The sequence below is a fragment of the Caulobacter sp. genome (assembly GCF_035254145.1).
Classification (GTDB): Bacteria; Pseudomonadota; Alphaproteobacteria; order Caulobacterales; family Caulobacteraceae; genus Caulobacter.
This window is the reverse complement of sequence record NZ_DATFAV010000308.1, coordinates 1-25,668: the sequence shown is the minus strand read 5'-3', so window position 1 is coordinate 25,668 and position 25,668 is coordinate 1. Positions and strand designations below refer to the sequence as shown.

Genomic DNA, 25,668 nt, shown 5'->3' with positions numbered 1-25,668 from the left:
AGCTGCCTGGACGACGATCCTGGCGTACGCGCCACCTTCCACGAATATGCGCCCGACGAGGCGTCCTGGAGCCCGGGATGCGGAGACGTTCCGTTCGCGCGCAAGACGGAATGAAAAAGGGCGGCGACCGAAGCCGCCGCCCTTCACGAGCTCTATCGTCTTGAGAGTTCTATTCCTTCGGCGCCGGCATGGCCGGCAGGGCGCCCGCCTTGCTCTTCATGGCCACGTGCTGGGCCGGGGGCAGCGGGATCAGGCCGCGGCCTTGCAGGTAGCCGCCGCGACCGGTGGCGGCGTCCGACACGAACTCGGTGACGAATTCCTTCAGGCCTGGCGTCACGCCGACCTGGGACTTCTTCACGTAGATGTAGAGCGAGCGCGACAGCGGATACTGGCCGCTGGCGATGGCCGCCGGGGTCGGCTTCACGCCATTGACCGCCGCGCCCTTGATGCGCGAGGCGTTCTCTTCGAGGAACGAGAAGCCGAACACGCCCAAGGTGTTCGGGGTCTTCTCGATGGTGCCGACGATGGCGTTGTCGTTCTCGCCCGCGTCGACCCAGCCGCCGTCGGTGCGCATCGGCGAGACGGTGGCCTTGAACTTCTTCTCGTCCTCGCCCTTCATCTTGGCCAGGGTGGGGAGCTTGGCGGCGCCGCCTTCCATGGCCAGTTCGACGAAGGCGTCACGGGTGCCCGAGGTCGGCGGCGGCCCGTAGACCAGGATGCGGGCCTTGGGCAGGCCCTGGCCGACTTCGTTCCAGTTCTTGTAGGGCTGCTTCACCAGCTGGCCGCCGCGCAGGGTCTGGTCGGCCAGGCCCAGGTACAGCTGCTCGATCTTGAAGTTGAAGTCCGGGCCCTTCTTGTCGGTCGCCACGACGATGCCGTCGAAGCCGATCTTGATCTCGACGATGTCCTTCACCCCGGCCTTCTGGCAGGCCAGGAACTCGGACTTCTTCATCGGGCGCGAGGCGTTGGCGATGTCGGGGAACTTCTCGCCCGTGCCGCCGCAGAACATCTTGATGCCGCCGCCCGTGCCCAGGCTCTCGACCTTGGGCGACTTCTTGCCGGTCTTCTTCGAGAAGTTCTCGGCCACCCGCGTGGAGAAGGGGAACACCGTCGAGGAGCCGGCGGCCCAGACGTAGTCGCGCGCCGCGTGGGCTTGGTCGGCGACGGCGAGCAGGGCGATGGTCGCGACCGCGCCAAGGAGCTTGTTCATGTCGTCAAATCCTGTGTCGTCCGGGTGACGTGGGGGGAGCATGCCGGATCGATGACCGGGCTTTTGTCACAGATCGGCGACAGTTTTGCGACAGTATCCGTGTGCGGACGAAGCTTGGCTATACGACGGTCAGGGCTTTCTCCACCGGGCGGGCCAGGACCACGCCCTTGGGACCGTCGACGATCGGGCGGTTGACGAGGATCGGGTGCTCGACCATCGCCGCCAGCAGCGCTTCGTCGGAAACGTCCGCCTTCAGAAGGCCTAGCTCCTCGGCGGGCGTGCCGCGCTCGCGCAGCAGACCCTTCAGGTCGGTGTCGGACCGCTTCACCAGGTCCAGCAGCTGTTCGCGGTTCCAGCCCGTCTTCAGATATTCCACGACCGTCGGGGCGTGACCGGCCTCGCGCAGCAGCGCCACGACCTTGGTCGAGGTCGTGCACTTGGGGTTATGATAGACGGTGAGGCTCATGGGGCGGGCTCCTGACTGCGGGGCCGATGTAGGCGAGGGCGCTTGACCCGTCCAGCCGCCGCGCTTACGCCGGACAGCGAAGGCATGGAGACCGCGAGGTCTCCGGGAACGCGGTGACCAATCCGCGGCTGCCCCCGCAACTGTGATCGTCCATCGATCGTCGCGACCTCACGCCACTGGGACCTTTCTCTGCTTGTCAGGAGGTCCTGGGAAGGCGTCGCGACGGGAGGGCGTAAGCCAGGAGACCGGCCTTCGTCACATCAACGCGGCCGGCGGGGTGTCCGGCGAAAGCAGGACGACGAACGTGCAAGTCGAAAACCAGGCCGCCCCAGAGGCCACCCCAGAGGCAGTTAGGAACGCGCGCCATAACGCCAAGATGAAGGTCATCCAGGCCGCTCGCGAGCGGATGATGGCCGAGAAGACCATCGAGAAGGGCCTCCTGATCGTCCACACCGGGGCGGGCAAGGGCAAGACGACGGCGGCGCTGGGCATGGCCATCCGCGCCATCGGCCACGGCCACCGGGTCAGCGTCATCCAGTTCATCAAGGGCGCGATGACCACCGGCGAAAAGGTGGTGTTCGACGCCTTTCCCGAGCAGGTCGAGTTCCGGCCGATGGGCGAGGGCTTCACCTGGGACACCCAGGACCGCGCTCGCGACATCGCCGTGGCCCGCCAGGCCTGGGAAGTCATCAAGGCTCGCATCCTCGATCCCGACGACTGGGACATGGTCGTGGCCGACGAATTGAACATCATCCTCCGCTACGACTACCTGCCGCTGGCCGAGGTGCTGGAGGTCGTGGCCGCGCGGCCCGAGGGCAAGCATGTGGTCATCACCGGCCGCAACGCCCCTGACGAACTGATCGAGGCGGCTGATCTCGTCACCGAGATGGCCCAGCTCAAGCATCCGTTCCGCGCCGGGGTGAAGGCTCAGGCGGGGATCGAGTTTTGAGCATCCTTGTTCCGGCCGACGACGGGCCGGCGGTGGTGGTTTGCGACACTTGCCGCTTCTCGGCCGACGAACGGGAGAGCCCGCGGGGGGAGCGGGGCGGGGCCTTACTGGCGGCCGCCTTGCGTGAAGCGGCGGCGAGCTCCGGCGTGGCCGTCCAGACCATGCCGTGCCTGTTCAACTGCGCCCAGCACTGCTCGGTTCACCTGCGCGCGCCAGGCAAGGTCGGCTATGTCCTAGGCCGCTTCGAACCGACCGCCGAGGCGGCCCGGGCCATTCTCGACTACGCCGTGGCCTACGCCGCGAGCGAGGAGGGCGTCGTGCCCTACCGACAATGGCCGGAGGGCGTGAAGGGTCACTTCATCGTCCGCGTCCCGCCGGCGGGGCGGTTGGTGGCCGACTAGGACGGATCGATATTCAAGGCAGCGCACAATTCCTGCCTTCCTGGGCCTTGTGCCCAGGACCCATCGTTCCAAGGTCGCCGAGTTTGACCAGCGCTCTGGGCTATTCAGCCCCGGCTAGCTTCTAAATCTCAGCCTGCCGCTGGCATGGGTCCTGGGCACAAGGCCCAGGAAGGCGAGTTATTGAATTCAAACGCCGCCTTGAATGTCGATCCGGCCCATAGCCCTCACCACCAGCCGTAGCGCGGCGCGTAGCGGGCCTTGAGGTCGTCGACCTCGCGCTCGGCGTCACGGATCGCGGCCTCGGCTCGCCGGCCGTCCTCGATCGCCTCGCGACGCTCGCGGCGCAGGCGCTGCAGGCGGTCGCGTAGCTCGCGGACCTGCTCGTCGGTCAGCTTGGGATTGCGCAGCTCGTCCTCGACGCCATCCGCCTGGCGCGCGCGCTTCTCCGCCCGGCTGTCGGCGCCGCTGAGGTCCGACTGGGCGCTTTCAAGCCGGCTCTCGGCGGCGTGGACCCGTTCGCCGTCGGCATAGCCGCCCAGGAACTCGCCCTCGACCGGGGCGGGACAGACGTTGGCGTAGGAATGCCCCTCCCGGCCGACCCGGAAGCCGTTCGCCTCGGTGCAGTAGCGGACGAGGCCTTCTTCGCGGCCTTGCGCATAGAGTCGAATGTCCGGCGTGACGCCCGTCTTCAGGCAGGCCTTGGCGTGCTCGTCGATCCGGCTCATCGCATGGCCGCTGGCGCCGTCGTCGTAGCCGACCGCGCGCCAGTCGCCACGCAGACACTCCTCCTGGCTCATGGTGGCGCAGCTGGCCGTCACGAGCCCCGCGACGGCGACGAAGGCCCCGATCGCGACAGAGCGCATAGAATGATCCCGCACCTCAACCTCCCCGACTGTGCTGAAGGAGCTTTGAGCTTGGCCATGTGAACCTTGGCTGAACGACGTTCCCGGTTCGGTGGAGACCTAGGGACGCGGTTCCGCCGGCGCTGGCGCCTGCGGAACGCCGCTGTTGGGCGCGGCCGGCGCCGCCGGCTCCGTCGGGACCGTCAGCGGGACGAGGGGCAGGCCATCGGGGCCGATCTCGCCTTCCAGCGGCAGGCCCAGATCCTCCAGCGGATCCTCGACCGGGCGCGGGGCGACGTCGCGACCAAGGGCCGAGAGCATGAAGGCCTTCCAGATCTTGGCCGGCTCGCCGCCTCCGACAACGCCGTTCATCGAGCTGTTGTCGTCGTTGCCGACCCAGACCCCGACCACCAGGTCGTCGACGTAACCGACGAACAGGGCGTCGTGATAGTTCTGGGTGGTCCCGGTCTTGCCGTAGGCGCCGTCGATGGCCGCCTCCAGGCCCGTCCCACGATGGGTGGCCGAGCGCAGCAGGTCGCGCATGCCGGCCAGCACCTTGGGGTCGTAGGGCGTGGTCCTGGGCTTGCTGAAGGCCTCCAGGCCGTGCGCGACGATCGGATATTCGCCCGCCGCCACCGAGGCGTAGGCCGCCGTCAGCCGCGTCAGGCTCATCGAGCCGGTGCCCAGCGCCATGGTCAGGTCGGTGGGGATCTTCTCGGTGACGCCCAGGTCGCGGGCGACCTTGATCACCTTGGCGGGGCCGAGGTCATGGGCCAGGCGCACGGCGGCCACGTTCGACGAGGCCGCGAAGGCGCTGATCAGCGGGATCTCGCGGTCGCGATACTTGCCCTCGTGGTTCTTGGGCATGTAGCCGCTGACCTGCACCGGCGTGTCGAGGATCGGCGAGGTCGTGGTCATGCCTTCGCGCAAGGCGGCCAGATAGACGAACAGCTTGAACGACGAGCCGGGCTGGCGCTCGCCGTCGGCGCGGTTGAACTGGCTTTGCTTGTAGTCCCGGCCGCCGACCATGGCCACGACGCTGCCGTCCTTGCGCATGGCCACCAGGGCGCCCTGGGTGATGTTCAGGACCTTGCCGTCGCGCGCGATGAAGTCGTTGAGGATCTTCTCCGCCTTCTCCTGCAGCTTGGGATCCAGGGTCGTCCTGACGATCGTCTCGCCGTAGCGGGCGCCGATCGCGGCGCGGGCCTGGGGCAGGGCCCAGTCGGCGAAATAGGAGCCCGTGGGCACCTTGTCGCGCGGCGGAACGGGCGAGACGTCGCCCACGGCGTCGGCCTGCGCCTGGGTGATGGTCTTGGTCTCGACCATGGCGCCCAGCACCACCCGCATCCGCTCGCGCGCGCCTTCCAGATTGTCGGTGGGGGCCAGGCGCGAGGGAGCCTTGACCAGGCCGGCCAGCATCGCGGCCTCGCCGATCGACAGCTGCTCGGGCGCCTTGTCGAAATAGTGCCGGGCCGCCGCGCGCAGGCCAAAGGCGCCGTCGCCGAAATAGACCGACGACAGGTAGCGCGACAGGATCTCGGTCTTGGAGAGACGCGCCTCCAGATAGACCGCGATCAGGGCTTCCTGGGCCTTGCGCCGGAGATTGCGGTCGCTGGACAGGAAGGCGTTCTTGGCCAACTGCTGGGTGATGGTCGAGCCGCCTTCGGATACGCCGCCGGCCTTGGCGTTCTTGCCCAGGGCGCGGGCGATGGCCTTCGGATCCACGCCCATGTGGCTGTAGAAGCGGCGGTCCTCGATGGCGATGAAGGCGCCGGGCACATAGGCCGGCAGTTCGGCCACGTCGATCGGCGCTTCCTTGTAGGAGCCGCGCTTGGCGATGGGCGAGCCGTCCTGGGCGACCAGTACGATGGCCGAATTGTTCAACGGCTCCAGCGCGCGGCTCAGCGGCAGCGACCAGAACAGCGAGGCGACCAGCACCACGACCAGCACGATGGCGGCGGCCGCGCCGATCAGCCAGGCGGGACGCTTCCAGATCGGTTTGCGGACGGGGCGCGCCGGTTCGGGCGGGGGCGGCTCGGGAGGGGCCGCCGTCTCCGGCTCGACCAGGGCTGGCTGTGGGTCGCGCGGCTTGCTGGGGGGGCGCGGCTTGGACGGTCGCGGCGCGCCGGGCGTCGACGACTCCACGATCAGCGGCGTGCCCTCGGCGCGGGGGCGACGACGACGTGGCGCCTTCGGCGTCTCGGGGGCGATGTCGTTCGGATCGGCGGGATCGGACATGGGTCGGCGCTCGCTTCGGGCGCACGCCCGCACTCGTCGTCGGGGCTCATACCACACGGCCCGGTCAAGCCAAGCGCGCGGAACGGGAAGTTTTTCCGTCCACGCCCCTTGAACGATCGAGGGACGACCATACCTGATCTCCCCGTGAGGCCCTTGGCCTCTGCCCTTCCTGGGCGTTTCCTCCCTGACTTAAATAGCCCGGCCTTTCAGCCGGGCTTTTCTTTTGCGCCCAACCCTTTTGGGCTCAGCGCGACAGCAGGTCGCGCAGTTGGCTCAACGCACGATCGGGCGGCGCCTGGTAAGCGATGGGTTCGACGAACTGGCCTTTGGCGTCGAACAGATAGACCGACGACGAATGGTCGATCGTATAGCCGCCCCCGTCCTGCGGGACCTTCTGGTAGTAGACGCGATAGGCCTTGGCCGCCTTGGCGACCGCCTCGGGCGTCCCAGTGAAGCCCTGGATGCGCGGATCGAAGTTGGACAGATAGAGGCGCAACTGCTCGGGCGTGTCGCGCTCGGGATCGACCGAGACGAACACCGCGTTCAGCTTGTCGGCGTCCGGCCCGAGCGCCTTCAGCCAGGCCGTCATGTCGGTCAGGGTGGTGGGGCACACCTCCGGGCAGTAGGTGAACCCGAAGAAGATGGCCGTCGGCTTGCCCAGCAGCGACTTCTCGCTGACCGGCCGGCCGTTCATGTCGATCAGACTGAACGGACCGCCGATCTTGACCAGCGAACGAACCGGATTGGCGCCGTCCTGACGGCTGCAAGCCGCCAGGGGCGCGGCGGCTAGCAGGACCGCCGCGGTGACGAGCAGGACCCGCCGCATCAGTGGACCATCCCGGGCATGGGCGGCGTCCTGACGACGGCGTCCACGGTCACGGAAGCCGCGTTCTTGAATTTCAGGGTCAGCGGAATCTTCGCGCCTTCCTTCAACGCGACCTTCGGCGCGATGATCATGATGTGGTCGGCGCCGGGCTTGAGGGCCACGGCCTTGCCGGCCGGCAGCGCCAGGCCCTCGGTCAGCTTGCGCATTCGCATGACGCCGCCGTCCATCGACATGGTGTGGATCTCGCCATGGTCGGCGGCCGTGGTCTCGACGGCGACGAGGCGGTCGTCGGCCTTGGCGGTCAGGGTGACGTAGCAGCCGCCGGCCAGGGCGCCCGCGGGGGCGGGCCGGCACCAGGCGTCGGTGGCGGCGACCTTCGGCGCGGGCGCGGCGAGGGCGTTTGAGGCCATTCCGGCCGAAGAGAGGGCGGCGACGGAGACGGCGATCAGGGTCAGGGTTTTCATGGTCAGGCTCCAGCCTTGAGGGAGGGCGAGGTCAGTCGCCGGAAAATGAGATCGATGAGCAGCGCCGCGGCCAGCGACGCGCCGACGAGGGGGTAGATTATGGCGAGCGGCAGCACGACGGCCAGCAGGCCGGCATAGGCGCCGCGCGTGGTCGGCCGGGCGGGGGCGGCGAGGCGGCCCTTGGGGCGACGCTTCCACCACATCACGATGGCCGAGACGCCCAGCAGCCAGATGGCGACGCAGCCGGCCAACATGACCAGCTTGTTGACCAGGCCGAACTGCTGGCCCTGGTGGACGGCGATCCCCCACTCGATGGCCTTGGCCGCCGGACCGAAGTCGCGATAGCCAAGGTCGGCCAGCACATGGCCGTCGCGGCCGTCGAGATAGAGGGTGCGGGTTCGCTCGACCCGATCGGGCATGTAGGCGGCGGTCCAGGTTCCGCCCGGCGACTTGGGCAGGGTCAGGGTGAAGCCGTCGGTCAGGCCCGCCGCCCGCGCCTTGGCGACGACGGCGTCGGCGTCCAGCGGCGCGGCGGCTTCCATCATCATCCTGTGATGGTCGTGGCCTTCCATGCCGGAAGTCGGCGGCGTTCGGGTCTGCAGCGCCCAAGGCACGCCTTCCGCCGGCTTGGCGACGTGGTGCTGCTCGGCGACGGGCGGCTTCGGACGGCCAAGGCCGGCCTGCGTGGTGATCTCACGGACCTCCTTGCCCCAGAAGGCCGACCAGGGCATGCCGGTCGCCGCCAGGAACAGGATCACCCCGCTGGCGAAGACGCCGGTCACCGCGTGGATGTCACGCCAGAAGAGCCGCTTGGCAGGCTTGCTCCGTACCGTGACGATCCCGCCGGCCTGGCCGCGCGGCCACCACAGGAAGACGCCGGTGGCGACCAGGACGATCGCCCAGCCGGCGACGACCTCGACCATCAGGTTCATGACCGGTCCGGCGATATCCAGGCTGTGCAGGCGCTTGACGAAGCCCATGAGGCCACCGGACTGGGTCTGGCCTAGATAGCGGCCACTATGGGGATCGACATAGGCCGTGCGCTTGCCTGCCGGGGTCTCGACGGTCGCCTGGACGGCGCGGTCGCCGCGGGCGGGGATGACGAGCTGCCCGACCTTGCCGCCGGTCGCGGCCTGCGCCGAGGCGATCCAGGCGCTGGGCGTGGTCGTCGCGGGGCTGTCGGCCACCGCCACCAGCGGGCGCTGGACGATCGCGGAGAGCTCGTCCTTGAACAGATAGAGCCCGCCGGTCAGCGCCATCAGCATCAGGATCGGCAGGACCAGCAGGCCGGCGTAGAAATGCCAGCGCCAGAAGGCGCGGTAGAGTTCGCCGGCCGGGGCCGGACTTTCGGGGGTCTCGATCGCGGACATCGCGAGGCTCCGAGGCTGTGGCGGCGGGCCTTCACCCGCCGCCGATCCGGATCAGAAGTTGACGGTCGCGCCGCCGAACACCGAACGGCCGTCGCCCGGCCACAGGGTGGCGGTCGTGGCGGTCCAGGCGATCGCGGCCTGGGTGTTGGAGACATAGGCCTTGTCCGTCAGGTTCCGCGCGTCGAGGAACAGCGACACCGCCCGATTGATCTTCCAGCCGGCGTTCAGGTTCAGGATCGCGTAGCTGGGGGCTTTGCGGGTGTTCTTGTAGTCAATCCACGGGTCGGTGGCCGACCACTCGAGCGACGGCGCCACGAACCAGCCGCGCGGATCGTCGTAGCGGACCTCGGCGCGGTAGAAGGACTTGGGCACGATCGGCAGGCGATTGTCGCGGTAGTCGACATCGCCGTCGAACCGGAAATCCGACAAGGTCCAGGTCTGGCGGACCCGCCAGCGCGGCGTCGGCGCCCAGTCCAGCGCCGCCTCGATCCCCTGGTGGATCGTCTTGTCGGCGTTGAAGGTCGCGGCCGGGATCGACGAACTGACCGCGTACTGCAGCATCTCGTCCCGGAGCTCGGCGCGATAGAGCGTCAGGTCGTAGGTGAAGGGGCCGCGCCGGCCGCGCGCGCCGACCTCGCCGGTCCAGGCCTTTTGCGCCTTCACGGGGGCGAAGCCGGTGTTGGTCGGGGTCAGCGAACCGAAGTTCGGCGGCTCGACCGAGCGGGTCAGGTTGGCGAACAGCTGGTCGCCGACGTCGTTCTGCCAGAGCAGGCCGACCCGGGGCGAGATCCAGTCGTAGGTCTTGGACGCCTCGAGATTGAACGTGCCCTTCACGCCTGGAACCGCGACGCCGACATAGTCCCGCTCGGCCTGGCCCCAGGTCGCGCCGGCGACCACGGCCAGACGCTCGGTGACGAACAGGCGACCCTCGCCGAACACGTCCATGGCCTTGGCGTTTTGGTAGGAGATCGACTGCAGCGCGCCCCGGGCGCCGCGGTTGTTGAGATAGAAGTGCGAGTCCAGGTCGCCCTGGCGATACCAGGCGCCGAAGAAGGCGTCGGCGCGCTTGCCGGCGATCTCGCCGTCCCAGTCGAACCGGCCGAAGGCGCCGTAGTTGCGGCTTTCCTGGTCGATGACCTGGAAGATCGGATGATCCAGGTCCTTCCAGACGCCGTAGACGGCGCCTTCGAAGACCAGTTGGTCGTTCAGCCGCCAGGTCGTCCGCAGCGAGCCGCGCACGCCGCGCTGGTTGCGGCCCTGGTCGCCATTGGCGTTGCCGACCGCCGTCTGGCGCGGATTGGCCTCGAACTGCGCCAGGGTCAGCGAGCCAGGGATCTCCTGGTTGATGTTCGAGCCATTGAGGATGAAGCGCACCTCGCGGTCCTGGCCGAACGAGCGGCCGAGGTTCAGGCTGCCGAACTGGATGTTCTGCTGGCTCTGCGAGCGCCAGCCCTGGCTCGTCTGGTTGGTGGCCGCGGCATAGACATCCCAGTCGCCGGACTGGCGGGCCAGGGCCACGTGCTCGCGCAGCAGGCCGTAGGAGCCGCCGTCGATACGGACCTGATTGTCGAAGCCGGCGTTCTTGCCCGTCGGCGTGACCATGTTGATCGCCCCGCCCAGCAGGGCGCCGCCGAAGCGCAGGGCGTTGCCGCCACGATAGATCTCGGCGTAGCGGGTGTTCAGCGGGTCGGCGACTTGGCTGTCGCCAAAGCCGTCCGCCTCGTTTAGCGGCACACCGTCCTGGGCGATCAGCAGGCCGCGGTTGTGGTTGGCGTTGCCGATGCCCGAGCCGCGGATCGAGATGCGGATGTCGCCGCCCCACTTGCGCTGGGCGTAGACGCCGGGGGCGTCACGCAGCATGTCGTCGAGGGCCAGGGTCTGGCGGTTGATGTGGCTCTCTTGCGAGATCACCGATACAGCGCCTGGGGTTTCCGACAGGCGCTTGCGCGCGTCGGCGACGATCGGCGGGTCCTCGGGATTGCGGCGGGCGGTGACGATCACCGACGAGACTTCGTTATCGGGGCCGATGGCTGGGCCGGCCGCCTGGGCGGCGGGCGGAATCAGGGCGGCGACGGCCGTGGCGGCCAGCAGAAGCGATTTCATGGATAGGTTCCTGGCGCGCGACAGGGCGCGCCGTGTGAGCAAGCTGAACTGAATGGGAGAGCAAGCCGCGCGGGCTTAAGCCCACGGGCGTCGCATGGCGCTCCGACCCGGGTCGGAGTTTCAGATCAGCTGGCTGGGAGGACCTCGGGCCGGCAGGGGCGGCGCGGCGAGGCCGCGGCCCGGGGTCATGTGGACGACGCGCGCGGGCGGAACCGCGACATAGGCCACGAAATCGACCTTGGCGGTCGCGAAGGGGCTGGGTGGCGGTGCGGCGGCGCCATGGCTCGCGAACGGGCAGGGCGTGTCGTGCGCGGACTTGTCGGCGTCGCTGTTCTTGTCGTGATGGCCGCCAAGCGCTTCGCCCGGCTGGACGAGCTTGGCGCCCTCGCCGGTGCAAAGCACCAGAGCGAAGGGCAGGCCGTTGCGCGGATCGGGCGCGGTCATGAAGCCGGCCGGAATCAGCACCTTCAAGACGACCGCCAGCGCCGCGAGCGTCATGAAGACGGCGCGGGCGAACGGACGGCGATGAAGCGTCGGGCGGGTCACGGCAAAAGGCTTTAGTCGAAGCCGCTCGCCCTGTCGCCTCCGTGTTTATCCTGAGCGCCGCCTTATCCGCGAGCGATGGATCGCCGAGGCGGCCTCCCCCGCCCACGGCGTGGCGATCCCGAGGGATTACCCCAGAAGGTTACGACGGCCAGGGTTCCAAGCAAGGTCAGGGTGAGGCCGGACACGGTCATGACCAGGCGATAGGCCAGTCCGCCGACCTTGGCGGCGTGCAGGGGGAAGTCGAGATTGGCGATCCGCGAGCCGAGGGGCAGGGCCTGGGCGTCGCGGCTGGCCACCATCGCGCCGGTAGCCGGATCGAACCAGGCCATCGAGCGGCCGTTCGGCAGCCATTCCGCCTGCTGGCGCAGGCGGATCGCGATCAACCCACCCTTCTTCTGCGGCAGACTGATCGTACGCATCTCCGCGCCCGGGAAGCGGGTCTGGGCCTGGCCGATGGCCTTGGCCCAGTCGAGGTCCTTGGCCAGCGCGCCCCCCTTGAGCTTGGGCGCGGCCGAGGCCCTTTCCATCACCGCCGGCGGGGAGAAGGGCGCGCGCAAGGCCTGGGAGAACCACTTCAGGTTCATGGCCGCGCCGGTCGTCAGCGACAGGATCAGCAGCGGCGCGACCAGCACGCCCAGGTCCCGGTGATGGTGGACGACGGCCGCCCGCTTCATCGATCGCGGCCAGAGCCGGACGTGGAACATCCGCCGCGTCGGCCACCACAGGATGAGCCCGGTGGTCACGAAGCCGAGCCCCGCCAGGCCGGCGATCCCGCCGACGATCTCGCCGGCGTCGCCGTTGAACAGGTGGTGGTGGAAGTCGAAGATCCAGATCTCGGGCCGGGCCCAGTTGGAGGTCCAGCTCTGGACGATATCGCCATCCTGATCGGCGTAGGCGGCCCGCTCCTCGGCCTTGTAGGCCAGCTTGTGCAGGCCCATGCGCTCCGTCGCCAGCACGATCGAGCGCGGTCGGTCCTCGGCGGCGAAGACCTTGGTCGCCATCGCCGCCAAGGTGGCGGCGTCCTGCCGTTGGGCGTCGGCGGCGTGAGGCGTCGTGGCGCGCAGGAAGGCGTCCTCGTGCACCAGTAGCGCGCCAGTGAACCCCAGGAGCGCCAGCAGCAGGCCGATCAGCCCGCCCGTCCAGCGGTGCAGCAGGCGCAGGACCTTCATCAGAAGCGCGTTTCCCAGCCTAGCGTCACGGCGCGGCCGCGGCCGGCGTAGAACTTGTCCTTGGCCGGCGAGGTCGTGTCCGAATTGTACGAGATGTACTGCTTGTCGAAGAGGTTCTGGATCCCCAGCGATACGGTCCCGACCGGCAGGGCGTAGCGAACGAAGGCGTCGGCGAGCGTATAGCCTTCGAAGTCGTCCTTCACGAGGGCCCGCTGCATGTTCCGCGACATGTACTTCTGCACCTGCAGGCGCAGGGCCCATTGACCCGTCTGGTAGTCGGCCGCGAGGTTCAGGCGATCGGGCGAGATGTTGGCGCCGTCGAGATCGGTGTCGAGCGAGCCGTCGGCGTTAGTGTCGGTCCTGCCGCGCAGGCGAGCATAGCCGACCGACACGTCCAACCCTTCGACAGGGGTCCTGGCCTTCACATTGGCTTCCAGGCCTTCGATGGCGATCTTCTGGCGCTGGACGTCGAAGACGCCACCCGCGTTCTTGACCAGAAGCTGACCCAGTTTCGACGAGGACCAGAAGTAGGCGAGGCTGGCGTCGAACGGGCCGCGCTTCAGCTCGGCGCCCAGTTCGCGGTTGTTCGAGACGATTGGTTCGACGGCCAGGTAGTTGTCGACGTCGACATTGGCGACATTGATCGCGCGCAGGATGCGACCGACGTCGGGCACGGTGTAGCCTTCGGCGTAGCTGCCGTAGAGGCGCAGGCCCTTGGCGGGTTCGAACACCACGCCGCCGTTGGCCAGGGTCGCCTTGAAGTCGGGATCGCCGCCCCCGACCTTGCGAGAGCCATAGAAGGCCAGGGTCGTGAAGTCGTCGACCTTTAGCGTGACGTTTTCGAAGCGCAGGCCGCCGGCCAGACGCAGCTTGCCGTCGAGCAGGGCGTAGTTGCCCTGGATGAATGGGGCGAGGCTCTGGAACTTGGTCGGCGGCACCCAGGCGCGGCCGGTGGCGATCAGCAGTTGCTCGGTGCGGTCGTTGAGGGCGTCAAGGCCGGCCGTGGCGGTCAGGCCCTCGAGCCCCGGGACGGCGCGTTCGTAGCTGATCCGCGCTCCCAGCTTGCGCGAGCGGTTGGAGGACTGGTCGAAAAGCGTGCCGTTCGGGGCGATCCTGACGTCCTGGAAGGTGGCGTTTCTGTCGCCGCCGAAGGTGTCGCGCGAGCGGTTGAAGAACACCTGGGCGTTGAAGGCGCCGCCATGGAGGTCGCTGGTCAGGGCGGCCGAGATGGTCTCGACGCGATTGGCGGCGGGCGCGCCCGGCACGACGCCGCGGTAGGCGGTGGTTGGCAGGCGGGCGGGGCGGTCGCCATCGGTCGGCGCCGCGGCGGCGCCCGTGACGGTCACGTAGTCTCCGTCGCCTTTCAGCTCGAAACGATTGGCCACCACGTCCAGGCGCGTGCGGTCGTTGATCCGCCAGCCCACCCGGCCAAACAGCGACAGGGTCTTGGAGTCCTGAACGTCGCCCTGGGTGTTGTCCATGCCGATGCGGCGGCCGTGGGCGTCGTAGAAGGCTCCGCGCGCGTCGTAGGCGACGCCGGCGGTGGCGTCGAACGCGCCGTCTCGCCAGGCGACCAGACCGGCGATCTTGCCGCCGACCGCGTCGCCCAGGTCATGGCCCGCCGTCGCCTGAGCCAACATGCGGCCGGAGACGCCGTCCGCCTTGGGCGCGCCGACCGTCACCTGGTTCACGACGCCGCCCGTGGCGCCGATGCCCTGCAGGGCGTTGGAGCCGTAGATCAGCTCGACGCGATCGATGAAGAACGGGTCGATCGTGTAGCCATCGCGCGAGCCGTCGCGGATCGGGGTCGACTGGGGGATGCCGTTGATGGCGTACAGCGGCGAGCGGCCGCGCAGGGTCTCGCCCGCGCCCGACAGCTTCTGACGGGTCGGCGAGAACGACGGCGACAGGGTCGAGACCGCGTCGACGATCGAACCGCTGATGGCCACCTGCTGCGACAGGCTCTCGTTGCCGATGACGTCCACGGTCAGCGGCAGGGCGCTGGCGGGCAACACGGTCCGCGCGGCGGTGATCACAACCTGGTCGACGTCGGTCGTGTCCGATCGGGCCTGGCCCCGAGCGGCTGTCGCCAGCGCCAGTAGGCTCAGCCCGGCCAGGCCGGCGCGGCGGACATTGGTGTGTGACGTCTTGCTACTCATATCGCCCCGACAGCGCTGAAACAGGATGGCGGCTGCTATGATGGTATTGAGAATGAATTGCAATATCCATTTCGCGATCAGGGCCACACATCCGCATCGTTGGCGGTTTTGAGTGTCGAACCAGGGTTGAAAGGCGCCGGATATGGAAGCCGCGCGGGTGAGTCTAGCGTTCCGGTTCGCCACGCCACGCGGTCAGTTCGGCGGTTTTCCCCGACAGGTGACCGGCGATGGCGCCGCCTAGAGAACCTTCTCCGGATTGAGGATGTCGTGGGGATCCAGGGCGGTCTTCAGGTGGCGCATCAAGGCCAGCTCCTGGGGCGAGCGCGACAGGGGGAGCCATTCGCGCTTCTCCAGGCCGATGCCATGCTCGGCCGAAACCGAGCCGCCAAGGGCCGCCAGCGGACGATAGACCATCTCCTTGGCCGCTTGGCTGGCCGCGTCGCTCCACGGACGCGGGGCGACCAGCAGATGCAGGTTGTTATCGCCGATGTGGCCGTAGACGATCATCATCGCCGTCTCGCCGCACGAGCCGGCCAGCGACGCTCGCAGGCCCTCGATATAGGCATCCATGCGGCTGATCGGCAGGCTGACGTCGAACGAGACGCCCGGCGTCATCATCATGATCTGCCCGGGCACATCCTCGCGGATCGCCCAGATCGCCATGCGCTGGGCCTTGGAGGCGGCGATCACCGCATCGGCGGTCAGGCCCTGTTCCAGAGCCTCGCCCATCAGGTCGGCGAACTGGATCTCGTCGCGCTCGGGATCGAAGCCGGCGGCCTCGACGATCACGTAGTAGTCGTGACCAGCGGCCAGCGGCGGCTTGTGGCGCCCGCTGCGGACGGCGATCAGGTCGTAATAATTGCTCCACATCACCTCGAACGAGCGCAGCGCCCCGCCCAGGCGCTGGCCGACCAGCGAGAAGATCCGGGTCAGGTTGTCGAAGCCGTCGACGGCCAGGATCGCCGTGGCCTCGCTGGTCGGGGCCGGATGCAGGCGCAGCACCGCGCGGGTGACGATCCCCAGCGTGCCCTCGCTGCCGATGAACAGCTGTTTGAGGTCATAGCCGGCGTTGTTCTTCAGCAGGCTGTTCATCGACGAGACGATCGTCCCGTCGGCCAGCACCGTCTCGAGGCCCAGCACGTTCTCGCGGGTCATGCCGTAGCGGATCACCGTGTTGCCGCCGGCGTTGGTCGAGATGTTGCCGCCGATCGTGCAAGAGCCGCGCGCGCCCAGGTCGACGCCATAGAGGAGGCCGTGGGCGGCGGCCGCCTCGTGCACGGTCTCCAGAACCGCGCCCGCCTCGACCGTCATGGTCCGGCCCACCGGATCGACGGACTCGATGGCGCGCATCCGCTCGAGCGAGATCTGGATCTCCTGGCCCGAGGCGTAGGCGCCGCGCACCAGGCCGGTCAGGCCGCCGGCGGGAGCGACCGGCTGGCGGGCGGCGTGGCATAGCCGCATGACCGCCGAGAGTTCGTCGGTCGAGCGCGGACGCACCACGGCCTTGGCTTCGCAGACAACGCCCCGCCAGTCCGAACGCTTCCCGACGTCCTCGCCGGCGATAAGGCCGGCGTCGCCGACGATCGCGTGAATATCGTCCAGCAGGCCCATGATCGGTTCCTCCCCTTGGTCGCGTCAGAGCAACGCTTCGATCAGGCGCGGACCCTTGGCCGCCAAGGCGTCGGCCAGGGCTTGGCGGAACGCCTCGGCGGTGGTCGCCCGGATCGCCGGCACGCCCATGCTCTGCGCCATCTGGGCCCAGTCGATCTCGGGCCTGCGCAGGTCGAGCATCGACAGCGCCTTGGGGCCGGGGTTCTGCACGCCCACGCGCATGAGTTCGATGTTGAGGATGGCGTAGGAGCCGTTGTTCAGCAGGATGGTGACGACGTCGAGCTGCTCGCGCGCCATCGTCCACAGGGCCTGGTTGGTGTACATCGCCGAGCCGTCGGCCTGCAGGGCGATGACCTTGCGGTCGGGACAAGCGACAGCCGCGCCGACCGCCACCGGCAGGCCCTGGCCGATCGCGCCGCCGGTCAGGCACAGCCAGTCGTGAGGCTTGGCCCCGGCCGTCATGGCGTAGAGCGCCAGGCCGCTGGTCGCGGATTCGTCGGAGACGATGGCGCGTTCCGGCGTCAGGTCGGACAAGGCCGCCCCGATGTCCTCGACCGAGAGCTTGCCCTCGCCATGCGGGAAGGTCTGGGGCTGCTGCAAGGCGGCGGGCTGGGCGGGGGCGTCCAGCGCCTCGGCTAGTCCCGACAAGGCGGCCAGGGCGTCCTCGCGCATCGAGGCGAGACGGACCAGCTTGGCGTCGGCCGGCGACAGCCAGCTGGGCTTTCCGGGATAGGCGAAGAACGACACTGGCGGTTCGGCGCCGCAGAAGACGATCGTGCCAAAGCCGCTCAGGAAGGCTTCGGCCATTTCTCCGAAATAGGGCAACCTCTCCACCGCTACGCGGCCCGCGCCGCGCTGCAGCCGGGCGGGGAAGGTCTCGCAGACCAGGCGCGCGCCGACGGCCGCGGCGATGCGGCCGGCCTGGATCAAGGCGTCCTCGCGCAGGGCCCGACCGCCCAGGTATAGGCACTTGGCCCCTGGCTCCGCGCGCAGCGCTTCCGCGGCGTCGGCGATGACGGACGGGGGCGCCAAGGGCGTCTCGGGCGGAGAGGGCGGGGCGACGGCGGCCGCGCCTTCGCTCCACGCGTGGTCGGCCGGCACGATCACGGTGGCGACGCGGCCGGGATAGGTCTGGGCGAGCTTGAAGGCCTCGGCCCCGGCCTGGGCCAGGTCGCGTTCGGACCGCGAGATCCGCACCCAGTCCGACATCGGCCGCGCCACCCCGGCCGCGTCCGAGGTCAGCGGCGCGTCATGGTGCAGATGGTAGGTGGCGTGGTCGCCGACCATGTTGATGACCGGGGCGCCAGCGCGCCTGGCGTTGTGCAGATTGGCCAGGCCGTTGGCGAGGCCAGGACCCAGGTGCAGCAAGGTCACCGCGGGCTTGTCGGCCATGCGGCCATAGCCGTCCGCCGCGCCGGTCACCACCCCCTCGAACAGGCCGAGGATGGCGCGCATGCCATCTTGCTTGTCGATCGCGCCGACCAGCTGCATTTCCGAAGTGCCTGGATTGGCGAAACAGACCTCGACCCCGCATTGGCGGATCGTGGCGATGAAGGCTTCCGCGCCGTTCATGTCGAAGCTCCCCCCTTGGCTCTTTTTGAGATGAGCCATGAGGTTGGGACTATCGGCGCGCGTCGCCAGGATCGCCTTGATCCTAGACAAGGACCGTATCGCCGGGCGTCAGTGGCCCGAACGTTGGTGGTCCTGACGTCTCGCGGCGATCCCGACGCGAAACCTGGCCGTGATCCGATCGAACAGCGCCTGCCGGGATGCGCCCGGATCCTCGTCGCCGGCGCAAGCGAACCAGATCGCCGCCATCACCCGCGCCAGCACGCTGGCCTGCATCACCAATTCGGGACCATCCAGCCCGAAGACTCGGCCCAGGCTGTCGCGCAAGGTGCCGCCATAGGCGAAGCGGATGACCGCGCCGGCGCCAGCCAACTCAGGCCGGCGCACGGCGGCCAGGAAAAGACGGCGGCGACGGATGACCGGGGGCGATGGCAGCTCGGCGGTGACGTGCAGGCGCAGGGCCTCGAACAATCCCTCGATCGTCACGAGGTCGTCGACCGGTGGCGGAGCGCCGCTTCCGGCCTCGTCGGTCATGGCCTGGACTTGCCCGCGAATAGCCCCGGCGACCAGGTCCTCGATCGAGCGGAAATGGTGGGTGACCGAGCCGGTGGTGACGCCCGCGCGCGCCGCCACGGCCCGGTGGGTCAGGCCGGTCAGGCCCTTGTCCTCGACCACCAGGGCGGCGGCCTTGGCGATCCGCATCGCCGCGGGCGGCACCGAGCCGTAGGGGCGGATTCCCGCCGCGCGCTCGGCCACGACCACCGCGCCGCGCGGCGCTCGGTCCGGAGCGTCCAGCCAGAGCGCGGCGAAGCGCTCGACCATCTCGGTCAGGGCCAGGGCCTCCAGCGCGGGCGACCAGGTGGAGAGATTGTACAGGGCCTCATGCTCGAAGAAGGCGTGCAGTACCCGGCCGTCGATCGGCGCCAAGCCGAAGTCCCTGGCCACGTCGGTCCAGAAGTCGCGCCACACTCGCGTCCAGGCGGCGGCGACGCCACGGCCCGGATCGGCGGTCACCGCCTCCTGGTAGGTCAGGGCCAGGCGGCGGCCCTCGTCGCGGCGCCAGGCGTCAAGGACATGCAGCAGGGCGAAGGCCGCGCCGTCAGGCGAGCGTGGCAAGGCGTTGAGCTCGCGCGCGCGGTGTTCCAGCCAGGCCCGGGTCTCTTCGACGCTCTGCTTGAAAACCGTCGATAACAATCGTTCTATATTGCCGAAGTTGTAATTGATGGCGCTGGCCGCTGTGCCAGCGCTGGCCGCGATCGCGCGGGCCGAGGCGGCGGCGATTCCTCCGTCCGCCACCAGTTGCGCCGCGGCTGCGGTCAGGCGCTGCCGCGCGTTGTCCGGGCGTTCCTCGGCGGGCGTAGACGGAGAAACTCCGGTGTGAAGGGGAGGGAGGGCGCGCGCGGGCATGACGCATATTCCTCGTCGGGCCGAGGATCGCAAGTTTGCCCTTCGGCGAACAGCGACCTTCGTGGAACTGAAACATAACATTCGTTCTAAGGTCACAGGTCGCGCTTAGACGCCCCTCCGAGCCCGGCGGTCAGCTGGGACAGCTTGGGGAAACACATGAAACGGCATTTCGAGGTGTCGGCGTTGCGCGCCGGCCTGCTGGCTGGCGCGGCGACCATGGCCCTGTGCGGCGCGGCTCACGCGACGGAGACGGAGGTGGCCGCCGCTACCGCCTCGGGCGACGGCTCGATCGGCCTTGAGGAGGTCGTGGTCACCGCCCAGAAGCGCAAGACCAATCTGCAGGACACGCCGATCGCCATCTCGGCCATGGACGCCGAAGCGCTGAAGGCCCGTCATGTCCAGTCGGTGGAAGATCTGGGCGACGGCTCGATCCCGTCGCTGCGCGTGGCCCCGTTCTTCGCCCGCAAGTCGGCCCTGACGATCGGCATGCGCGGTATCGGCGCCCTGGGCGACGCCAACCAGCCCGCCCGCGACCAGGCCGTCGGCGTCTATGTCAACGGCGTCTATCTGGGGCGCGCCCAGGGACTGGGCTCGGCGCTATACGACGTCGAGCGCATAGAGGTTCTGAAGGGTCCGCAGGGCACCCTGTTCGGCCGTAACACCGAAGGCGGCGCGGTCAGCATCGTCACCAGGGCCCCGACCGGCGTGTTCGGCATGAACACCACGCTCGGCTACGGCAATTACAACGGCTACAAGGGCGAGACCCACATCGACCTGCCGGAATTCCACGGTGTCAGCGTCAAGATCGACGCGCTGCTCAGCAAACGCGGCGGCACGACGACCAATCCGACCACCTCGGGCCAGCCGGACTTCAATAGCTACGACAAGCGCGGCCTGAACCTGGAAGCGGCCTGGAAGCCCAGCGACAGCTTCAGCGCCGACTACGCCTTCGACGTCTCGTACGATGGTTCGACTCCCTACTATGTGCAGCTGGAGAAGAAGGGCGCCCTGGCCCTGGCGCCGCTGAGCCCGGTCCAGTCCGACCGCGCCAAGATCGCCAATATCGGCGTGCCGCTGCAGATGAGCGAGGGCGACACCTGGGGTCACCGCCTGAACCTGACCTGGAAGCTGGCCGACAACCTGGACCTGAAGTCGATCAGCTCGTACCGCAAGCTGACCCAGACCCAGTTCGACAACGGCGCGGTGGCCCTGTCGGTGTTCTCGCCGAACGGCTTCTTCGCCCGCTACAGCGTCGCCCGCGTGTGGCAGGACCAGGCGAGCCAGGAGTTCCAGTTGGTCGGCAAGACCGACCGTGTCGAATATGTCGGCGGCGTCTTTTATTTCCGCGAAAAGGTCCGCGACAACGCCCAGACACCCAACTCGCTGCAGTGGAACGCTACGGGCACGGCCTATACGAGCCTGTCGCTGGACTTCAACACCATAGCGCTGGACCGGGCCAGCCACGTGAGCACCACCAGCTACGGCGCCTTCGGCCAGGCCGCCTGGACCCCGCCGGTGCTGGACGACAAGCTGCACGTGACGGTCGGCGGCCGCTACACCAAGGACGCCAAGAAGGGCGACCTGGATATCGTCAACGGCGCACTGCCGTCGTACGTCGACGCCAACAAGAACACGGTCGTCGGCAAGATCCCGCTGGACGAGAGCTGGAGCCACTTCGACCCGATGATCAGCGTGGCCTACGAGGTCACGCCCGACATCAATCTCTATGGCCGCTGGGCCACGGGCTACAAGGCCGGCGGAGCCAATTCGCGCTCGCTGACCTATCGCGCCTATGACCCGGAAAAGGTCAAGATGTTCGAGATCGGGGCCAAGACCGAGTTCTGGAACCGTCGCGGCCGCCTGAACCTGGCGGCGTTCACCGGCGATGTTAAGGACGCCCAGGTCGACTTCAACGTCCTGATCCTCAACAACAATCGCGGCACGCTGGAGACCACCAACGCCGCCACGGGCAAGACCAAGGGCTTCGAGGCCGACCTGACCCTGATGCCGGTCGAGGGCCTGACCCTGTCGGCCAGCTACGCCTATACCGACATCAAGCTGTCCAAGGCGTTCAACCCGTTCACCAACGCCCAGTCGACCATCTATCCGCTGTACAGCCCCAAGAACGCCGGCAGCGTGGCCATGGACTACGTCCGTCCGGCCTTCGGCGCGACCCTCAAGGCTCACCTGGACGCCAATTTCGCCGACGCTCAATACACCAGCACGACCGACCCGACGAAGAGCGACAAGCCCTTCACGATGAACGGCCGCCTGGCCCTGGCCGACATCCAGCTCTCCGAAGGCGCGCCGGCTCTTCAGCTATCGGTCTGGTCGCGAAACCTGACCAACAAGTCCTACGCCTTCCTGCGCAACACCAACGCCGCCCTGGGTACGTATTCGATCTTCAGCGAGCCACGCACCTTCGGCGTCGAAGCCAACGTGAAGTTCTAAAGGGGGATGAACATGGATCGTCGTCAGTTCCTGACCATCGCCGGCGCCCTGGCGCTGGCTCCGGCGGCGAACGCCGCGGTCGCGCTGGACGCCAAGGCCGAGCGCACCGCGCCCAGCGGCGTCCGCCTGGACTGGACGGGCGCCGGGGCCGTTTCGGTCCTGGTCTCGCCCGACCCGGACGCCCGGAAGGCGGCCATGCGTCCGCTGAAGACGGCCGCCGGGACTTCGGTCAGCGTGGAGGCCCCGGTCTCGCCGCGCCCCTATTTCCTGGTGAGCGCGGCCGACGGCCGCCAGACTCGGGTGGCCGAGCGCCTGCTGCCGCTGGAAGGCGGCCGCAACTTCCGGGACCTCGGCGGCTGGCGCGTCGCCGGCGGCCAGCAGGTGAAGTGGGGCAAGATCTATCGCTCGGGCGTGATGGCGGGCCTGACCCTGGCCGACATGGAATACCTCAAGGCTCTGGGCGTCTTGACCATCTGCGACCTGCGTAGCCCACAGGAGCGGGCCAGCGAGCCGAACCCGTTCCTGAACACACCGGGCCCCAAGGTCTTGGCCACGGACTACGACATGAGCGCCTCGATGGCCGCGCTCATGACGATGAAGACGCGCGAGGACGCCCTCCAGGGCTTCGCCGACGCCTATGTCGGCTTCCTGGACATGCTGACCCCGCACTATACCGACATGTTCGCGCGTCTGGTCGCCAACGAAGGTCCGTTGGCCTTCAACTGCAGCGCCGGCAAGGACCGCACGGGCATGGCTTCGGCCTTGATCCTGTCGGTGCTGGGCGCGCCGCGCGCGACGGTGCTGCAAGACTACGCCCTGACCCAGGTCTACACACCGCCGTCCTACTACGCGAAGATGGCCCAGAGCGGGGGAGGCGGCGCCAGCGTGACCGCCCAGCAGATGCAGGCCCTGGCCAAGCTGCCGCCCGAGGTGCTGCAGGTGATCATGGGCTCGGACCCAGAGGTCATGCGCCGCGCTCTGGCGATCATCGACGCCAAGCACGGCGGTCCGGTCGCCCTGACCAAGTCGCGTTTCGGTCTGACCGATCAAAAGATCGCCGCGATGAGGAAGGCCTACCTGACGTGACGCCAAAAGGCGGTTCGGTCTATGGAGCCGGAACCGTGAAGGGGTTCTGCGTCGAGCCTCTTCAGGCCGATCGATGTGGGTGGATGGGATCTAGCCAACTGCGCAGGGCGTGATTGGGAACCTTGGTCAGGTCCTTCGCCAACACGCCGACGATCTTCAACCGCCCTTCGAGATTCTTCTGCAGGATTGCGGCGAGCCGTTCGGGCGCGACCACAACGACTCCGTCCTGAGCGTGGTCGGCATGTTCGGCCACCGCCAAGGCGGCGGCTTCCGCGACAAACGCCTCCTTGGCCTGGCGGACGGATTCGGTTCGGCCGACCGAGCGCCGGGTCGGCGACGCGCTCTCCTGACTGCGTCCCGCGGGCGACGCCCGCAACTCGCGTCGCAGGGTTTCAAGTCGCTCGCGACCATCCACCTCCCGCAAGGTGATAAAGTCGCCGTTATCGGCTGAGCGGACGACAAGCCGCGCGCGTGCGCCGTCAGCGACGATGAACAGAACGCTGGCCACCATGGTGAACTCCTCAAGTCGAGGTTGAACCGAGCGCCCCGTAGCTGACACCCACCGTGACGGAAAAGAAACAATGATGTGGCGGCCCGCGGTCGGGCCGACCGGAAACTGGATTTGCCTCGGCCCGTGGGTTGAAGCGCCTTGGCCCACATCTTGGCGCCGCGATCGAGCCGGCTCACGCAGATGCGGCGCCGGAGTGGAGGAATGATGTTATGGGCATACCGCTTCCTTGCGGCTGGATAGGCGGTGGGCAGGCCCTCTCTCTCAACCTTCGCTGGACCGGGCGCGTTGGCGACCTTCCGCCGAGGGCGACCCCTGATGATCGCTCCAGACCATGCGACCGGCTCACGAGGCCTGGTCAGGGCGCGTTGCCGAGGCGCCTGAGCGAAGGTCTGCTGCTTGGTGCGGCAGCGGAGGCGCTGGGGATGGCGAGAACCGTTCCAGAGGTTGCGGGGCGCGCCCGTACGCCAGAGCATCCGGCTATCGAGCTTGTCTAGCGCGAGGGGCCGTTGTCGCAGAGTCGCGCAGAGATCATCGCTTTCGTGGGGGCGCAGATTCTGCCGCACGAGGCCGACGTGCGCGCATGGCTTAGCCGATCCGGCGCGGCGCCCGCCGATATCGACGACATCGTCCAGGAGACCTATTGCCGGCTGGCGGCGCTGGAAAGCACGGCGCATATCGCCAACGGCCGCGCCTACTTCTTCCGGGTGGCCCGCAATATCTCGATCGAGAAAATTCGCCGGGCGCGTATCGTTCGCATCGATTGCATAACGGAAATCGACGCGCTGAACGTCGTAGATGATGAGCCGTCTCCCGAACGCGTCGTCGCCAGCCGTCGCGAGTTGGGCCGAGTCCGGCGCCTGATCGAGGACTTGCCCGAGCGATGCCGACAGATCTTCACCCTGCGCCGGATACACGGTCTTTCGCAGAAGGAGATCGCGGCGCGGCTGGGCGTCACCGAGAACGTGGTCGAGGCCCAGGCCGCGAGGGGGTTGCGTTTAATCCTGCGCGCCTTATCGGAGGTCCCGGCGCAAGATCATCCGGTGAGCCGCAACACTCATGAGCCCGTCCGCAAGCGAGATCGATGACGAGGCGGCCCTGTGGGCGGTGCGCATCGACGCTCGTGGACTGGGCGCGGAGGCGGATCCGGAACTCGAGGCTTGGCTGGCCGGGGATTCTCGGCGGGCCGGCGCCCTGTTGCGAGCGCAGGCCGCCATCAGCTTTCTGGACCGCGGTCGCGCTTTGGCCGGATCAACGCCGGTCCAAAAGCCAAGTCCCAGCCGGCGCGGCCTGATCGCGGCGGGCGCGGCGGCGGCGGCCTTGGTCGGCGGCGGGCTCTGGAGCCGTCGCCCGCAGAGGCTCGATACGGGCCTGGGGGAAATCCGCCGCGTCCCGCTGGCCGACGGATCGATGGTCGCGATCAACACCAGCTCGACCCTGGAAGTCGATCTCAAGCCCAAGGCGCGTGATGTCCTGCTGAAGCAGGGGGAGGCCTGGTTCCAGGTCGCCAAGGATCCGGAGCGGCCCTTCGTCGTCGCCGCGGGCCCCGTTCGCGTGCGGGCGGTCGGCACGGCGTTCTCGGTGCGCCGGCGCGAGCAGGGCGCCTCGGACGTCGACATCATGGTCACGGAAGGCGTCGTCGAGGCGTGGGTGGAAGGTGTCGAGGGGCCGCGTCATCGTCTTTCGGCCGGCGACAGGCTTGTGCTGGCCAGCACGACCGCGACGCCGGTCGCCGAGGCGGCTTCGGATATCGAGCGCAGCCTGGCTTGGCGCAACGGCGAGATCGCCCTCGACGGCGAGAGCCTCGAAGAGGCCGCGGCGCTGTTCAACCGTTACAACGGTCGCCAGATCCTGATCGAGGATCCCGATCTAGCCAAGGAACGGTTCGTGGGGCTGTTTCAGACCAACGCCCCTGAGAGCTTCGCCGCCGCCGTCGCGGCGACCTTGGGCGCCAAGGTCAGCGTCGATGAGAGAGCGATCCGCATCACTCGGCCCCGGGCGTCGTAAGCAACGCGCCTTCGAGCACTCGAAACGGGCGCCCCACGACAAGGCCGCGTAAAAAGCAGGCGTGTTGCGCGGTGTGCGGAGTAATCGCGCCAAAGAGCACCGGAAAATCGGACCGCATTCCTCGTGTTGTCAGGAGGCCGCGCTTGGCGGGCTTCGCAACGATGGGGGATAATCGATGCGTAACTGGACGAGCCGCTCCAGTCGGCGAGCCTTGCTGTGCGCCGCTTCGGCGCTGTGGGCGCTGACGGGCGGGGCCGCCTTGGCTCAAGCCGTGCCTTTCAAGATC

General features: G+C 68.4%; 21 protein-coding genes and 1 riboswitch. Of the genes, 6 read left to right on the top strand and 15 right to left on the bottom strand.

Annotation, left to right across the window (positions count from 1 at the left end; translation table 11 throughout):
- Nucleotides 1-169 precede the first annotated feature (169 nt).
- Both VJ655_RS18520 and VJ655_RS18515 read right to left on the bottom strand, forming a co-directional pair.
- On the bottom strand, nucleotides 170-1,210 hold the full coding sequence (locus tag VJ655_RS18520; protein ID WP_324113649.1) for a substrate-binding domain-containing protein: 1,041 nt from the start codon (nucleotides 1,208-1,210) through the stop codon (nucleotides 170-172).
- Between the two features lie 118 nt (nucleotides 1,211-1,328).
- Complete coding sequence (locus VJ655_RS18515) at nucleotides 1,329-1,676, bottom strand: arsenate reductase family protein (RefSeq protein ID WP_324113647.1); 348 nt, start codon at nucleotides 1,674-1,676, stop codon at nucleotides 1,329-1,331.
- Nucleotides 1,677-1,739: 63 nt separating this feature from the next.
- A riboswitch (cobalamin riboswitch) is annotated at nucleotides 1,740-1,944 on the top strand.
- A gap of 108 nt (nucleotides 1,945-2,052) precedes the next feature.
- On the opposite strand from VJ655_RS18515, the gene cobO reads away from it, so the two are divergent.
- Both cobO and VJ655_RS18505 read left to right on the top strand, forming a co-directional pair.
- Nucleotides 2,053-2,625, top strand: coding sequence for a cob(I)yrinic acid a,c-diamide adenosyltransferase (gene cobO, locus VJ655_RS18510; protein ID WP_324113645.1), 573 nt, complete (start codon nucleotides 2,053-2,055; stop codon nucleotides 2,623-2,625).
- Nucleotides 2,622-3,026, top strand: coding sequence for a DUF1636 domain-containing protein (locus VJ655_RS18505; RefSeq protein WP_324113643.1), 405 nt, complete (start codon nucleotides 2,622-2,624; stop codon nucleotides 3,024-3,026). Before cobO ends, VJ655_RS18505 begins: the two co-directional genes overlap by 4 nt.
- A 224-nt stretch (nucleotides 3,027-3,250) precedes the next feature.
- Here VJ655_RS18505 and VJ655_RS18500 read toward each other — a convergent pair whose 3' ends face one another.
- The 12 genes from VJ655_RS18500 to VJ655_RS18445 form a co-directional block, all read right to left on the bottom strand.
- Nucleotides 3,251-3,889, bottom strand: coding sequence for a DUF2799 domain-containing protein (locus VJ655_RS18500; protein WP_324113641.1), 639 nt, complete (start codon nucleotides 3,887-3,889; stop codon nucleotides 3,251-3,253).
- Between the two features lie 99 nt (nucleotides 3,890-3,988).
- Complete coding sequence (locus tag VJ655_RS18495; protein WP_324113639.1) at nucleotides 3,989-6,106, bottom strand: transglycosylase domain-containing protein; 2,118 nt, start codon at nucleotides 6,104-6,106, stop codon at nucleotides 3,989-3,991.
- 244 nt (nucleotides 6,107-6,350) lie between these two features.
- On the bottom strand, nucleotides 6,351-6,932 hold the full coding sequence (locus VJ655_RS18490; protein ID WP_324113637.1) for an SCO family protein: 582 nt from the start codon (nucleotides 6,930-6,932) through the stop codon (nucleotides 6,351-6,353).
- Complete coding sequence (locus tag VJ655_RS18485; RefSeq protein WP_324113635.1) at nucleotides 6,932-7,396, bottom strand: copper chaperone PCu(A)C; 465 nt, start codon at nucleotides 7,394-7,396, stop codon at nucleotides 6,932-6,934. Before VJ655_RS18485 ends, VJ655_RS18490 begins: the two co-directional genes overlap by 1 nt.
- Nucleotides 7,397-7,398: 2 nt before the next feature.
- Complete coding sequence (locus tag VJ655_RS18480; RefSeq protein ID WP_324113633.1) at nucleotides 7,399-8,766, bottom strand: PepSY domain-containing protein; 1,368 nt, start codon at nucleotides 8,764-8,766, stop codon at nucleotides 7,399-7,401.
- Nucleotides 8,767-8,817: 51 nt separating this feature from the next.
- Nucleotides 8,818-10,869, bottom strand: a complete 2,052-nt coding sequence (locus VJ655_RS18475; protein ID WP_324113631.1) for a TonB-dependent receptor family protein — start codon at nucleotides 10,867-10,869, stop codon at nucleotides 8,818-8,820.
- 120 nt (nucleotides 10,870-10,989) lie between these two features.
- On the bottom strand, nucleotides 10,990-11,415 hold the full coding sequence (locus VJ655_RS18470; RefSeq protein WP_324113629.1) for a DUF2946 family protein: 426 nt from the start codon (nucleotides 11,413-11,415) through the stop codon (nucleotides 10,990-10,992).
- Between the two features lie 62 nt (nucleotides 11,416-11,477).
- Nucleotides 11,478-12,584, bottom strand: coding sequence for a PepSY-associated TM helix domain-containing protein (locus VJ655_RS18465; RefSeq protein ID WP_324113627.1), 1,107 nt, complete (start codon nucleotides 12,582-12,584; stop codon nucleotides 11,478-11,480).
- Nucleotides 12,584-14,743 carry a TonB-dependent receptor gene (locus VJ655_RS18460; protein WP_324113625.1) on the bottom strand — a complete coding sequence of 720 codons (2,160 nt, stop codon included), beginning with the start codon at nucleotides 14,741-14,743 and terminating at the stop codon, nucleotides 12,584-12,586. Before VJ655_RS18460 ends, VJ655_RS18465 begins: the two co-directional genes overlap by 1 nt.
- 237 nt (nucleotides 14,744-14,980) lie before the next feature.
- A complete protein-coding gene (locus VJ655_RS18455) occupies nucleotides 14,981-16,354 on the bottom strand; it encodes an FAD-binding oxidoreductase (protein WP_324113623.1) in 1,374 nt (457 codons plus the stop codon).
- A 24-nt stretch (nucleotides 16,355-16,378) separates the two neighbouring features.
- A complete protein-coding gene (locus VJ655_RS18450; protein WP_324113621.1) occupies nucleotides 16,379-17,926 on the bottom strand; it encodes an acetolactate synthase large subunit in 1,548 nt (515 codons plus the stop codon).
- Between the two features lie 108 nt (nucleotides 17,927-18,034).
- Complete coding sequence (locus tag VJ655_RS18445) at nucleotides 18,035-19,330, bottom strand: TetR/AcrR family transcriptional regulator (protein WP_324113619.1); 1,296 nt, start codon at nucleotides 19,328-19,330, stop codon at nucleotides 18,035-18,037.
- A gap of 156 nt (nucleotides 19,331-19,486) precedes the next feature.
- Between VJ655_RS18445 and VJ655_RS18440 the strand changes: the two genes are divergently transcribed.
- Both VJ655_RS18440 and VJ655_RS18435 read left to right on the top strand, forming a co-directional pair.
- Nucleotides 19,487-21,781, top strand: a complete 2,295-nt coding sequence (locus tag VJ655_RS18440) for a TonB-dependent receptor (RefSeq protein WP_324113618.1) — start codon at nucleotides 19,487-19,489, stop codon at nucleotides 21,779-21,781.
- A 12-nt stretch (nucleotides 21,782-21,793) separates the two neighbouring features.
- Nucleotides 21,794-22,867: a tyrosine-protein phosphatase gene (locus VJ655_RS18435; RefSeq protein ID WP_324113616.1), complete on the top strand. Its 1,074-nt coding sequence runs from the start codon at nucleotides 21,794-21,796 to the stop codon at nucleotides 22,865-22,867.
- Between the two features lie 61 nt (nucleotides 22,868-22,928).
- Here the strand turns inward: VJ655_RS18435 and VJ655_RS18430 are convergent, their stop codons facing one another.
- Nucleotides 22,929-23,378, bottom strand: coding sequence for a host attachment protein (locus VJ655_RS18430; RefSeq protein ID WP_324113614.1), 450 nt, complete (start codon nucleotides 23,376-23,378; stop codon nucleotides 22,929-22,931).
- A 506-nt stretch (nucleotides 23,379-23,884) separates the two neighbouring features.
- Between VJ655_RS18430 and VJ655_RS18425 the strand changes: the two genes are divergently transcribed.
- Both VJ655_RS18425 and VJ655_RS18420 read left to right on the top strand, forming a co-directional pair.
- Entirely contained in the window at nucleotides 23,885-24,463 is a 579-nt protein-coding gene (locus VJ655_RS18425; protein ID WP_324113612.1) for a sigma-70 family RNA polymerase sigma factor, read from the top strand.
- Nucleotides 24,435-25,382, top strand: coding sequence for a FecR family protein (locus tag VJ655_RS18420; protein WP_324113610.1), 948 nt, complete (start codon nucleotides 24,435-24,437; stop codon nucleotides 25,380-25,382). Before VJ655_RS18425 ends, VJ655_RS18420 begins: the two co-directional genes overlap by 29 nt.
- Nucleotides 25,383-25,668: the final 286 nt, after the last annotated feature.